Raw genomic sequence first — 11,508 nt, forward strand, 5'->3', positions numbered from 1 at the left:
CAGATGCATAAGCTGGCAGCTTCTGATAATGTTCGATACAGTGGGCAGAGAAACAGTAATTGTTACATAGCAACTTATTTGTATGGTGCTGATCATGAAATAACAAATTTACTGAGAGATTATAGAGATACTAAGCTATTAGAGACGAGCATAGGGAGTGCTTTTGTTAACTTATATTACAAAGCAAGCCCATTGCTGATTAAATATTTTGGTCGTTCTAAAGTATTTCGCATTGCAAGCAAGCACTTAGTCGATTGGTTTGTTAAGTATATTGTTAAGAGAGGGATATAGATGTTTTGGTTTGTTGTTATTGTCGGTTTTATCCTTTACGCTTTATTTGTTTATCCAAAGAGCCAAGGATATAAGGGCGGTAAGGATAGGACGCACCCTGAAAAATGTTTAAAAATTTTTCAAAATGCAAAATCGTTTAAACAGCTATATTGTGATAAAGGTGGTAAATATGATAAATCATTCAAAAGCTACAAGTATAAAATTGCAGCCAAACCTGATTATCTATATGAGATAGATGGTCAGTTGTATTTGATAGAATATAAGGCACGTAGAGGCAAAGTAAAATACACAGATAAAATGCAAGTTTATGCAGCAGCATTAGCTGTCCGTAGGGAGTATCCATCATTAAGAAAAGCGATTATTTACACGCTAGTAGAGTATCGAGAGATTGCATTATTTGATGATTGGCGGTTGTATAATGAAATAAAAGACTATCATGCTGCGGTTGGGAATATTAAGAATGGTTTTGAGCCAATGGTAGATACTGCATCGTCACCATGTGCGAATTGTGGTTATAGGCAAAGCTGTAGAGCGTAGCAGATGATGACTATATTATTTGTTTTTCTGTTACTCATATCAAGCAGCGCATTAAATTCATTGACCAACTATATTCCTGCAAAGTTTTTCTATGACAAAGAAGTTGAAGCACATGACATACTGGCACCAGTACAAAAAAAGTTACCAACTAAGCCACTATTCAGAATAATTGTGCCATTATCAGGAATATTGCGATTGTTTTTTAGATTTAAAACTAACTGGCAAGCCTTAGCTATTGATGTGATTTTGATCCTGTATGCGCTATTGATTTACCATTATGTTGGCACTGAGGTATGGCATGCCATTATGTGCTATTTTTTTGGCGTGGTGCTTCTTGGGTTGGCGGTCATTGACTTTAATCATTATATCTTGCCAGATGTAGTGACGCTGCCATTGTTATGGCTTGGTTTGGCTTTAAATCTTAATGGTTGGATAGTGCCGCTTAAAATGGCGGTCATGGGTGCCATGATAGGCTATCTAGCATTATGGATTTTGTACTATGCGTTTAAAATATTCACTGGCAAAGACGGCTTAGGCTATGGTGATTTTAAGCTTTTAGCAGCGATAGGAGCATGGTTTGGAGTGTGGTCACTGCCTTGTGTAGCGTTGTTTGCAGCATTGGTAGGGATTGCTTTTAGTATGCTTATGAAGTTGTTTGGAAAAGAGGTTAAAGTCATGCCTTTTGGTGTTTGTTTAGCGGTTGGTTGGCTCATTTATTATGTTTTTGTACATAATTGTCTATATTTGGCGTGATTATCGTTGTATTTAAAGGATTTGCGGTATATTTTTACTGAATATTAACAGTAACGGAGCTATAAGAATGACAAAGAAAGCAGAGAAAAAAGAATTAAAAATACATAACAAAGGCGAATTTGAAGCCTTAGTTGCTGAGAAAGCAGGATCAACAAAAGCAGACGCACATAAATTTGTTGATGCTTTCATTGCGTCAGTGACTGATATTATTAAAAATGGCGATGCGGTTAGTTTTACTGGCTTTGGTAAGTTTGAAGTGAGCCATCGCTCAGCACGTGATGGTCGCAATCCTAAGACAGGTGAGAAGATGAAAATTAAAGCGTCTAAGTCGCCTAAATTCTCAGCAGGGAAGTTGTTGAAAGATGCAGCTAATGGGAAGTGATATTTAATATAGTAAACAAATGCCCGAAAAGGCATAAATGGAACGGTCGATTTGACCGAATTATAAATAAAAAGCCCGATGTCATAGCGTGGAAATTTTGAACATCGAGCTTTCTAATTGAACGGAGTAAATACTAATGACAACTCAAAAAAAAGTCAATCCACAAAATCAAGAATCTAGCATAGCCGATGACCTAGATGCTTTAAACAGCGCAGCCCGCTCAAGCTATGAATTAGTCAAAGGCACCAAGGACGAACAAGTTTACGCTGATTTTCTCAAGGCAAGTATTAGAGCACAGAAGTCGTTTAACAAGCTGCTAAAACGTGCAGAAGATAACGACAACAAATAAGCCAAGTCCCTAAGAAAACAATCAAGTAAATTCAATAGTAATGGAGTTATGAAAAATGACTAATAGCGCAATAGTAACTAAAAAAACCAACCTGCACCAGCAGTCATGCTATTTGATAGTCCAGAAGTCAAAAAAGAGTTATGAGCCAGTTTATCAGTCAAACAGCGCAGTAAAAGGCGTTAGTGGTGATGTATTAAGTTTAAAGAAGAAAGTAATACAAAGCAGCGGTAAAGGAAAATAACAGCATAGATGCTTCAATAATCGATATTCAGCAACGAATGGTTGCACTAAGTGTTGAGCTTAACTATATTGCGGATAATTTAGGAAAAATAAAGCATAACAAGGTGGCATAAATGAATGTAAAAATATGTTGTTGCAAGCTTAAAGAGATTCAGGAAATGTTAAGATCAGGTGCGCCTTTGTCTATTGTGGCACAGACGCTTAATGTTAAAATAAGTGATATATTACATTTAGATAATGCGAATGCTTTAGGGAAATAATGAAAAGCAACAACAAAATAGCAACACCACATGACGCATTTACAAAGGCAAACCTTGCTAATGCTGATAGAGCTAAGGAATTGACTAAAAATCATTATTCAAAAGAGATTGTGGCATTGATCGATTTTGATAGCTTTCAAAATAGACAAACTGATTTTATCCAAAAAGATTTGCGGCATATTGCTTGTGATGTGCTTTATTCTTGCAAGATCAAAGACAGTGACGGTTATATTTATTTTTTGTATGAGCCACAGTCAACGCCCGATAAAATGATGTCATTTAGGTTACTAGAGTACAGCGTGCAAATAATGCAAATGCACTTGGCTCAAGGTAATAAAAAGCTACCAATCATTCTGCCCTGTGTAATTTACCATGGTGAAAAATCGCCTTATCCTTTTAGTAATGATTTGTTAGATTGTTTTGCAGATGTTGAGCTTGCCAAGCAATGCGCATTTAAGCCGTTCAATTTAATTGATTTGACGGTAACAAAAGATGAGGATATAGCGAAGTTACCGCCTACATTGTACTTTGAATATTTGCTAAGACATGCACGTGATGAAGATTTTGCCGAGAAGTTAATAGACTTCATCGAGCAGCACCCTCAATTTGTTTATTATTTCTTGAGTGGTGGCGTAGATTTCTTAAATGTTGTATTATCTTATGTAGAGACAAGAAAGAATAAAGACCCTGAAAGTATAGGGCGTTTAATAAAAGTAATAGACAATAAAACAGGTGGTGAGCTTATGAGTATACTACAGCGTTGGCAAGATGAAGCAAGATTGCAGGGCGTGCTTTTAGGTAAAGCCGAGGGTAAAGCCGAGGGGCTACAAGAAAAAGCCCTAGCCACGGCTCGCAATATGCTTTTAAGGGGCTATGACGCTAAAGAAGTGGCAGAGCTTAATAATTTAACAATGGAAGAAGTAACCGCCCTAGCGGACGAGTTAAACGGCAGTAAGCATTAGTTTTGAGTTTAGCTTGTGGCTTTCCTTGATACGTGTTACGCATTGATATTATTTTCGAAAATGATCAATGAGATACTCATTATTTTTGACCATTTTAATGAAGTTTCTAGCTACTGGTGAATTGTTAAAATAATCGACAATGATGTAAATGTTTTTATCCTTTATCGTATTAAGTGAGATAGCCTTCAATGTTTCATTTTTTAGTTTTTGATTGCTTACTTTCAAATGAATTCGATGTTTCATTAAACTGAATGTATAGAATGTAAGGTTCTGAGCACCAATAGATTTGATTAATTTTTGTGGAAACATGACAATGTCATTGGCGTTATAATATTTTTCAATAATTGCTTCAAATATTAATGAGCGGTCAGAAGAGTCAGAGTTATCAGAAAAATCCTGTTGTGGCATGGATAGTGATTGCGCAATTATATTTTTCGCCAAGTCCCCATATTCATTTCCTAGGTTTATGGTTGAAAAAGTTTCTATTTTGCTAATATGTGTTCTCCAGATAACTGAGATAATAGCAACCATAAGTTTTCTACTATTATTGATAGTATGCACTTCAGCTATTGTGGTGCCATATTCGTCTTTAAATTTACTTAGCGGTTCTTGTACATTAAAATTTCTAATGGACTCAACCAAGAACTGATCTAGTTTACCAATCATTGAATCACATGTTTTGCACAATATATTCTCATCGTATACTCCTATAAGAGATCGCTTGGGACGCTTGTTGTTGGAAACAAGATACATGGGATCCTTAGTATCAGTGATAAGATCGCCATACAAGGATTTTGGAATGATATGTGCTTTTGCTAGCTTTGAATAAGCAGATCCACAAAAACAACATTGCTGATCAGATGAACATGTCATTTTACTCCCCATAAACCACAATATCTTTATAGCTTTGCACTGTTTCAATATCCCTTTCGGCATCGTGTCCAAGGTGCTTGGCAAGTTCAAAGTCGTAAAAGTTATCTGATTCATTCGGCTTTGCTTGTTCGATCTGATATTTCAGCATTGCAGCATACAGTTGGCGCATGGATTTAGGCAGTAGTTTAATGGTAACGGCAGGGTTGCAAATCATAGCGACTTGATTATCACGCTGTGGCGTTAAGGCAGATCGTAATGGTGTGCCAGTAGATTTATCGAATTTTCGATAGTCGTCACCGTACACAGTAAAGTCTTTAATTTCGCGTAATACCTTGACGGATTGGATGATTAAATGGCTATTGGTAAATACTTTAAATTCTATAGACTTGTTTTCTTTGTCATCATCGTTTTTTTGTTTTGCGATGCCTGTCATTTTCATGGTGTAGGCGTTTACTATTTCAAAGTTACCAGTGACGCATACCTCATATAAGCGTCTGCCAGTCATTAAGCAGATAGATAGGCATAGCTTTGCCCATGACTGATAGCGAGAGGGCTGCATTTGATTAATCATTTCACTTTCGACATCGTCAAAGATTTTCTTTGCATCTTTGATATTAAGTTTTAGATGCGTTTTACTATTTTCAGTGGTATTGCGTAGAGCAACCTTAGCCTTGTATTGATTATTTTTGTATTGCATGGCTTGCTCATCTTTGAGCAGGGCAATATCGTTATGTACAAGAGCGGCAAAATCTTCATCAAAGCCTTTGATGTATTTAGAGATGCCGATTCTTGCTAGGCTCATATAGTGGTATCGAGTGGCTTGTTTTTCAATGGTGCTAATTCTTGTTTTAAGTGCGTTAATGGCACGTTTAAGTTGGGCGACATAGACGCCATCAATCTTTTTGGTTTTCTGGTCAAAGTGATTATAGATATTACTAATGATCTGGTTGGTGTGCTTGATCTCGACATGGATAGATACACCAGACGCTTGCGGAGTGCTAATTGATCCTTCGCCAACGCTGATAATAGCGTCAGTCACCCCCAACTCAGCCGATATTTTAGCAAGGGCTTGTTTAATGGTATCTTGTGTTACGTAGCCGTATTCAAAGAACGCTTGATTGATTTTATATGAAGCGATTTGAAAGTGTGCTTTTCTCACCCCCACATCTTCAATTTTGTTTAATCTTGTGGCGAGTGCTGCAACCGAGCGATGTATAAAACGATTGAAACCTTTAATGGGTTCTTTAGCTTTGACGGCTGTATCGATCTTGTCAGCCCACTTGGTCAGCACCTCAATGGTGTGTTCAGTGGCGTTTTTAAGCTCGTAGGTGTCATCTTTAGGGTAATCGTAGGTAGTAGGCGCAAAGTAATGGCGAACGTAGCTTGTGAGCTTTTTACTGGCTTCGTCTTGTTCGACTTGTCCGAGGAATCCTAAAGCTTTAATGATGCCTTGATCTAGCAGTTCGCGGGATTCAACGCTATCAAATATTTCTTTAAGATAAGAACGATCTTTGAGTGCTTCGGCTGCGATCATTTTACCAAGGGCGGTGGGTGTTATGTTTTTAGGTGTCATGGTCGATTCCTTGCTGGCTTTGCCTCACTTTCTAAATGCCATTATATAAGGAAGCGGTAAAAAGTCAATGGAATATAGCTAAAAACATCGGATTTTTTGCTTTGAATAGCGGTAAAAAAACTACGGATTGACGATTGAAATACGACCACTATATCGTACCTACAAAAATCAAAGCATAACTACAAGGCAGTATTGAGCGCATAAAGTAGACAGTTAGTAAGGACGATTTCAAGCCCTGTAGCAAGCGCTACTTTGAGGGTGGGCAAGATCAGTGCTAGGCAGTGAGCGCAGCGTGCTAAGCCTTACAAGGTATACATAAGATCATACAGAACCCGAGTGAGTGAGTGTAAAGAATGCGTACCGATCACAACACCCCCATAGCCCCATTACATATTGCCACCACGAGGAGTAGGCTGTGAGAGGAGCTAAGGCAGGGTAAAGCAAGAACGTGCAGCCATGGCATGCTAGACACCCCCGCAGGGCAGTATTGGAGTGAGCACCGCACCGTGNNCGGTAGCTCATGAGCTACCGCTACCTTGCTACGCTGCTTCGCAGCTACGCACGGTGCGGTGCTCACTCCCTCCATACTGCCCTGCGGGGGTGCCTAGCGTGCCCGTGGCTGCACGTTCTTACTTCACCCTGCCTTAGCTATCCTCACAGCCTGCGCCTCGTGATGGCAATATGTAGTGGGTCTATGGGGTTATTATAAACGGTACGTTACTTGCACACTCGCCCGCTCGCGTTCTGTATAGCCTATTGTATACCCTGTAAGGCTTCACACGCTGCGCTCACCGCCTCACGCATAATCTGCCTACCCTCAAAATAGCGCTTGCTATAGGGCTTAAAATCGCCCTTATTAACTGTCTATTTTATGCGCTCAATGCTGCCGTGTAGTCACAGTTTGATTTTTGTAGTCGCTAGAATTAGGTTGTATTTCATACTGCCGTATGTAGTTTTCTACCGCTATCTTGTGCAAAATAATTGATGTTTTTTGTTTTTTATTGTTGACTTTCTACCGCTACCTTGTGTAATGGTATTTAGAAAGTGAGGCAAAACCCAAACTAACAACCACGATCAAGGAGCAAACAACATGGACAATCAAACAAAATTAGAACTAATCAACGCTATTGTTAATCATGATAATAGCCTTGAGTGGAGGCTTGCTAAAAAGCTACTTGAAATCCTAGACGTAAAAATCGGTGATGCACTAGGCGAAAAACCAGTCGATGTATTCGAAGATCGAGATATGTTGAACTCTATTGATCCGATCTTCATCGCTAACTATTTAGAATACGATAAAGGCTATACAGTAGTCGAACCAAAGGAGTGATAAACTATGTTAGGCTGTGATGGATATTATTTTAATGATGACGAAATAAACGGAACCTGCCCAGACTGCGGGGCACCCACATGTGATGGTCATGCCGAGGCTTGCTACTACTCACCAACTGAATGCGAAACATGCGGCTACTCACCTTGTGATGAGTCTTGCTAAGAGGAATATACTATGACTAACGCAAACACTATTATCCTAGACATCAAACGCAACCTTTACTGGAAGCAAAACAAACGCGGTTACGTAACTATAGACAGCCCAGAACTCGGCTACTTCACCGAAGAACAAGCCAAAGAAATATTACAAAGCAATGCGTATGAAACAGCAGACCATAAGCAAGTCGCACTCAACGCCTACTGCATCGACTTCACCACATCACACCCAACCCACGGGGGTGGCTATGTCATGATTTTCGCTGAGAACGTCATGCAAGCCCGTGACGCTATGTTTAACAAGCACGGCAAGCAATGGAACTTCTGCTACACCAAAAGCGAATTTTATAGCCGTTTCCCGCCTAACATGGGCTTGATCGATATAATCGCACCTGTATTTGAAAAAGAGTTAGAAAAATGACAACCAAAAACATAACCCCCACCGCCCTTGGTAAAATGATCGCAGCCGAAGCACTCAAAGATCGTTCTTATCTAAAAGAAATATTTGATCGTGTTGAATCTTACGAGCTACTAAATCAAGCTATTATTAAAGCCCTTGGCTTCCTTGGGCAAGTCGAACAAGACGAAGCCAGTAAAAAGCTCACAAACTACGTTCGCCATTACTTTGCGCCTACTACCTACGATTACCCTAAAGATGACACCTACGAGCTTAAAAACGCCACTGAACACGCCATTGAGGTGTTGAGCAAGTGGGCAGATAAAATTGATGCTGCCGTTAAAGCAAAAGAACCCATTAAAGGCTTTAACCGATACATTCACCGTTCAGTTTCTGCCCTTGCCACGCGATTAAACAAAATTGAAGATGTGGGGGTGAGAAAAACCCACTTTCAAATCGCTTCATATAAAGTTAATCAGGCATTTTTTGAGTACGGCTACGTAACACAAGACACTATCAAACAAGCCCTTGCTAAAATATCTGCTGAATTGGGGGTGACTGACGCTGTGATCAGCGTAGGCGAAGAATCAACAGAAGCACCGCAAGCGTCTGGCATATCTATCAATGTCGAGATCAAACACACAAACCAGATTATTAGCAATATCTATAATCACTTTGACCAAAAATCTAAAAAACTTGATGGCGTTTATATCGCACAACTGAAACGCGCCATTAACGCACTTAAAACAAGAATCAGCAACATTGAAAAACTAACAACACGTTACGAGTATATGAGCCGTGCAAGAATCGGGATCAATAAATACATTAAAAACTTTGATGAAGATTTTGCCGCTATAGTCCATAACGACTTGGCACTACTCAAAGACGAGCAAGCCATGCAGTACAAAAACAACCAATACAAGGCTAAGGTTGCCCTACGCAACACCACGGAAAACAGCAAAACACACCTAAAACTTAATATCAAAGACGCAAAACAAATCTTTGACGATGTCGAAAGTGAAATGATTAATCAAATGCAGCCCTCTCGCTATCAATCGTGGGCAAAGCTCTGCTTATCTATCTGCTTAATGACTGGCAGACGGTTATATGAGGTATGCGTCACTGGTAACTTTGAAATAGTAAACGCTCATACTATGAAAATGACAGGCATCGCAAAACAAAAAAACGATGATGACAAAGAAAACAAGTCCATAGAATTTAAAGTATTTACCAATAGCCATTTAATCATCCAAGCCGTCAAGGTATTACGCGAAATTAAAGACTTTACTGTGTACGGTGACGACTATCGAAAATTCGATAAATCTACTGGCACACCATTACGATCTGCCTTAACGCCACAGCGTGATAATCAAGTCGCGATGATTTGTAACCCTGCCGTTACTATTAAACTACTGCCAAAGTCCATGCGCCAACTCTACGCTGCGATGCTGAAATACGAGATCGAGCAAGCAAAGCCGAATGAATCAGATAACTTTTATGACTTTGAGCTAGCCAAACACTTAGGACACGATGCCGAAAGGGATATTGAAACCGTGCAAAGCTATAAGGATATTGTGGTTTATGGTGAAAAATAGGTTTTCGGGATTGATTTAAAAGATGGATGTAATTTTAAGTTAATATCTAACTGATTTTGTTTGCATTACAAACAGTGTTATAATGATTATATTACAATCAACAATATGAATAACTTATGACTTCTGAGAGTTTATTATCTGAAATAGAAAATCTAACGCTAGAAAGGAATGTGATCAATAATGGCAACTTAAGAAGTCAAATTTATCATGCAATGAGCTACTGGTTTGAAGCTCATAAATGCAAATTAAATGATACCCTCCAATATTACGATGGATACTTAAAATCATGCCAAGAAGAAATAAAGTCCATCAGAGAAAAATCAAGACAGTATAATTGTTTAAGAATTAACCCATCAAAAGAACAGCTTATAAATGACTTTCAATATCTTCAGTCACGCACTGCCGATGAACCAAACAAACTATCTTAGCTATTAAAATTAGCCCTTAATCAACTAAAATTTTAGTCTATAATAATCATTACAGGTGTTGGAAATGGTTTAAAAATAAAATGTCATCTTATTTATTTAGAACGCTTATAATATGCATAGTTATCGCCAATATCAGCTATGCATATACTTTACGCTGCGAAGGCTATGAAAATAAGAATGGTGAAAATAAATCTCTTAATTTTAATATCGAAGTTAATAATGACCTGTCAAAAATAAATGGATTTGTTGCGAAACCAATGGATAATTTACCATGGGTTATGACAACTAATTTTAAATCTGTAGGATATTTCTATTCACAACTATATGATACCAAGAAAATGCATTACCATAGCGTTGAACAAAAAGATAAAATTATCATATCTACAAGAGACGGATATTGTGAACATATAGATAATCTATTTATAAATAAGTGAAAATAACTTTAACAAAGAACTCTGCCACTATGTTGTAGTTAGTTCCTCTGGCTTACTCGACCAGATATTGCCGTTTATGTGTATTAATCTAATCAAGTTTTTCTAGCAATTTATCTGCAATAGCTATTGCCGTACCAACATATAAATCATAAGATTTTGCACTAAATCCTTGCCCAATAGTTACATTATTTAATAAACCTTGCAGTATTAAACCCACAAAATATTCTTTCTTAGTCAAACCATCATTGTCTGACAACTTTTCTACTGGAAATGCTGGACTATCAGATGAAACCATATTTAAAACTCCTGTAATATTATAAACTTATCTGTTAAAGCCACCTAATAACCAAATAGTTATTTTGCCTAAAAATAGCAATACAAAATAAGATATTAGTATGGCATATACAAACAATAAAATAGCACCCAAAACCAACATGTACAAGAAGTCATTTTTTGCTTTCTCAATCCTACCATGCACACAAGATTTATATTCATCTGTCTGTATAATCTTTAGTAAATCAACGTCATATACTTTTAGGTTTAACTCAAATTTATGTGTGTAGCTATTGAAAGACATGTTTATCAAGTCCGTATCAAAACCAAATTTTTTTAAACATTCTGATTTTGCAAAACCTAATAAAAAATCTCGATAATCCACACCATTTCGATATTGGTTTATTGTATTAAATATTTCTTCATCTATTCCTAGCATGTCTTTTGCTCTCCTTGCTTCAACTCCTGTTGTATCAATCACTTTAACAATAACACCACTCCTAAGAAATTCTAGATTTTCTTTCGATGATTTTATTTCGTTTGTCCAAAATGAATACATTAACCATCCATAAACAATAATTAAAAGCAAAATAAACGGTCTATACAATTTTTTAGGCAGTTTAAAAAAAATAAATATTTTACTCATTGTTAAATCCCTCTGTACACGAAGAAA

Annotated in this window: 17 protein-coding genes; 13 read left to right on the top strand and 4 right to left on the bottom strand. The window is 37.7% G+C overall.

The features are described from left to right. Window positions 1–3 precede the first annotated feature (3 nt). From DNK85_RS01350 to DNK85_RS01380, 8 genes are all read left to right on the top strand, one after another. The gene (locus tag DNK85_RS01350) at window positions 4–291 is read left to right on the top strand and encodes a CFI-box-CTERM domain-containing protein (RefSeq protein ID WP_119327793.1); all 288 of its coding nucleotides are present in this window, start codon (window positions 4–6) and stop codon (window positions 289–291) included. After that, on the top strand, window positions 292–828 hold the full coding sequence (locus DNK85_RS01355; RefSeq protein WP_119327794.1) for a CRISPR-associated protein Cas4: 537 nt from the start codon (window positions 292–294) through the stop codon (window positions 826–828). It begins immediately after the preceding gene. A 3-nt stretch (window positions 829–831) separates the two neighbouring features. Continuing rightward, the gene (locus tag DNK85_RS01360) at window positions 832–1,581 is read left to right on the top strand and encodes a prepilin peptidase (protein WP_119327795.1); all 750 of its coding nucleotides are present in this window, start codon (window positions 832–834) and stop codon (window positions 1,579–1,581) included. 67 nt (window positions 1,582–1,648) lie between these two features. Then, the gene (locus DNK85_RS01365) at window positions 1,649–1,963 is read left to right on the top strand and encodes an HU family DNA-binding protein (protein WP_119327796.1); all 315 of its coding nucleotides are present in this window, start codon (window positions 1,649–1,651) and stop codon (window positions 1,961–1,963) included. A 136-nt stretch (window positions 1,964–2,099) separates the two neighbouring features. Further along, window positions 2,100–2,312, top strand: a complete 213-nt coding sequence (locus DNK85_RS01370) for a hypothetical protein (RefSeq protein WP_119327797.1) — start codon at window positions 2,100–2,102, stop codon at window positions 2,310–2,312. Between the two features lie 55 nt (window positions 2,313–2,367). Beyond that, entirely contained in the window at window positions 2,368–2,553 is a 186-nt protein-coding gene (locus DNK85_RS01375) for a hypothetical protein (RefSeq protein WP_119327798.1), read from the top strand. A 112-nt stretch (window positions 2,554–2,665) separates the two neighbouring features. Then, window positions 2,666–2,812: a hypothetical protein gene (locus DNK85_RS11460; protein ID WP_162896456.1), complete on the top strand. Its 147-nt coding sequence runs from the start codon at window positions 2,666–2,668 to the stop codon at window positions 2,810–2,812. Next, a complete protein-coding gene (locus DNK85_RS01380; RefSeq protein WP_119327799.1) occupies window positions 2,812–3,774 on the top strand; it encodes an Rpn family recombination-promoting nuclease/putative transposase in 963 nt (320 codons plus the stop codon). The genes DNK85_RS11460 and DNK85_RS01380 overlap by 1 nt, the downstream gene beginning before the upstream one ends. 48 nt (window positions 3,775–3,822) lie before the next feature. On the opposite strand, the gene DNK85_RS01385 is transcribed toward DNK85_RS01380, so the two are convergent. Continuing rightward, complete coding sequence (locus DNK85_RS01385; RefSeq protein WP_162896457.1) at window positions 3,823–4,659, bottom strand: hypothetical protein; 837 nt, start codon at window positions 4,657–4,659, stop codon at window positions 3,823–3,825. Continuing rightward, window positions 4,649–6,220 carry a protelomerase family protein gene (locus DNK85_RS01390; RefSeq protein ID WP_119327801.1) on the bottom strand — a complete coding sequence of 524 codons (1,572 nt, stop codon included), beginning with the start codon at window positions 6,218–6,220 and terminating at the stop codon, window positions 4,649–4,651. Before DNK85_RS01390 ends, DNK85_RS01385 begins: the two co-directional genes overlap by 11 nt. A gap of 1,090 nt (window positions 6,221–7,310) precedes the next feature. Between DNK85_RS01390 and DNK85_RS01395 the strand changes: the two genes are divergently transcribed. The 5 genes from DNK85_RS01395 (at window position 7,311) to DNK85_RS01415 (ending at window position 10,562) form a co-directional block, all read left to right on the top strand. Next, window positions 7,311–7,550, top strand: coding sequence for a hypothetical protein (locus tag DNK85_RS01395; RefSeq protein ID WP_119327802.1), 240 nt, complete (start codon window positions 7,311–7,313; stop codon window positions 7,548–7,550). 177 nt (window positions 7,551–7,727) lie between these two features. After that, window positions 7,728–8,129 (top strand): hypothetical protein, encoded by a 402-nt coding sequence (locus DNK85_RS01400; protein WP_119327803.1) that lies wholly within the window; start codon window positions 7,728–7,730, stop codon window positions 8,127–8,129. Next, complete coding sequence (locus DNK85_RS01405) at window positions 8,126–9,700, top strand: protelomerase family protein (protein WP_119327804.1); 1,575 nt, start codon at window positions 8,126–8,128, stop codon at window positions 9,698–9,700. The genes DNK85_RS01400 and DNK85_RS01405 overlap by 4 nt, the downstream gene beginning before the upstream one ends. Window positions 9,701–9,816: 116 nt before the next feature. Continuing rightward, complete coding sequence (locus DNK85_RS01410) at window positions 9,817–10,128, top strand: hypothetical protein (RefSeq protein ID WP_119327805.1); 312 nt, start codon at window positions 9,817–9,819, stop codon at window positions 10,126–10,128. 80 nt (window positions 10,129–10,208) lie between these two features. Beyond that, window positions 10,209–10,562 carry a hypothetical protein gene (locus DNK85_RS01415; protein ID WP_119327806.1) on the top strand — a complete coding sequence of 118 codons (354 nt, stop codon included), beginning with the start codon at window positions 10,209–10,211 and terminating at the stop codon, window positions 10,560–10,562. Between the two features lie 88 nt (window positions 10,563–10,650). On the opposite strand, the gene DNK85_RS01420 is transcribed toward DNK85_RS01415, so the two are convergent. Together DNK85_RS01420 and DNK85_RS01425 are read right to left on the bottom strand one after the other, a co-directional pair. Next, a complete protein-coding gene (locus DNK85_RS01420) occupies window positions 10,651–10,857 on the bottom strand; it encodes a hypothetical protein (protein WP_119327807.1) in 207 nt (68 codons plus the stop codon). A gap of 27 nt (window positions 10,858–10,884) precedes the next feature. Then, a partial coding sequence (locus DNK85_RS01425) for a hypothetical protein (RefSeq protein WP_208123113.1) occupies window positions 10,885–11,508 on the bottom strand: 624 nt, incomplete at its 5' end.

This window comes from Cysteiniphilum halobium, assembly GCF_003574425.1.
Classification (GTDB): domain Bacteria; phylum Pseudomonadota; class Gammaproteobacteria; order Francisellales; family Francisellaceae; genus Caedibacter; species Caedibacter halobius.

What these genes read in the sequence shown, in the direction of transcription:
- DNK85_RS01350 (WP_119327793.1), top strand. Translation starts at nt 4, where the DNA reads ATGCATAAGCTGGCAGCTTCTGATAATGTTCGATACAGTGGGCAGAGA.
- DNK85_RS01355 (WP_119327794.1), top strand. Translation starts at nt 292, where the DNA reads ATGTTTTGGTTTGTTGTTATTGTCGGTTTTATCCTTTACGCTTTATTT.
- DNK85_RS01360 (WP_119327795.1), top strand. Translation starts at nt 832, where the DNA reads ATGATGACTATATTATTTGTTTTTCTGTTACTCATATCAAGCAGCGCA.
- DNK85_RS01365 (WP_119327796.1), top strand. Translation starts at nt 1,649, where the DNA reads ATGACAAAGAAAGCAGAGAAAAAAGAATTAAAAATACATAACAAAGGC.
- DNK85_RS01370 (WP_119327797.1), top strand. Translation starts at nt 2,100, where the DNA reads ATGACAACTCAAAAAAAAGTCAATCCACAAAATCAAGAATCTAGCATA.
- DNK85_RS01375 (WP_119327798.1), top strand. Translation starts at nt 2,368, where the DNA reads ATGACTAATAGCGCAATAGTAACTAAAAAAACCAACCTGCACCAGCAG.
- DNK85_RS11460 (WP_162896456.1), top strand. Translation starts at nt 2,666, where the DNA reads ATGAATGTAAAAATATGTTGTTGCAAGCTTAAAGAGATTCAGGAAATG.
- DNK85_RS01380 (WP_119327799.1), top strand. Translation starts at nt 2,812, where the DNA reads ATGAAAAGCAACAACAAAATAGCAACACCACATGACGCATTTACAAAG.
- DNK85_RS01385 (WP_162896457.1), bottom strand. Translation starts at nt 4,659, where the DNA reads ATGGGGAGTAAAATGACATGTTCATCTGATCAGCAATGTTGTTTTTGT.
- DNK85_RS01390 (WP_119327801.1), bottom strand. Translation starts at nt 6,220, where the DNA reads ATGACACCTAAAAACATAACACCCACCGCCCTTGGTAAAATGATCGCA.
- DNK85_RS01395 (WP_119327802.1), top strand. Translation starts at nt 7,311, where the DNA reads ATGGACAATCAAACAAAATTAGAACTAATCAACGCTATTGTTAATCAT.
- DNK85_RS01400 (WP_119327803.1), top strand. Translation starts at nt 7,728, where the DNA reads ATGACTAACGCAAACACTATTATCCTAGACATCAAACGCAACCTTTAC.
- DNK85_RS01405 (WP_119327804.1), top strand. Translation starts at nt 8,126, where the DNA reads ATGACAACCAAAAACATAACCCCCACCGCCCTTGGTAAAATGATCGCA.
- DNK85_RS01410 (WP_119327805.1), top strand. Translation starts at nt 9,817, where the DNA reads ATGACTTCTGAGAGTTTATTATCTGAAATAGAAAATCTAACGCTAGAA.
- DNK85_RS01415 (WP_119327806.1), top strand. Translation starts at nt 10,209, where the DNA reads ATGTCATCTTATTTATTTAGAACGCTTATAATATGCATAGTTATCGCC.
- DNK85_RS01420 (WP_119327807.1), bottom strand. Translation starts at nt 10,857, where the DNA reads ATGGTTTCATCTGATAGTCCAGCATTTCCAGTAGAAAAGTTGTCAGAC.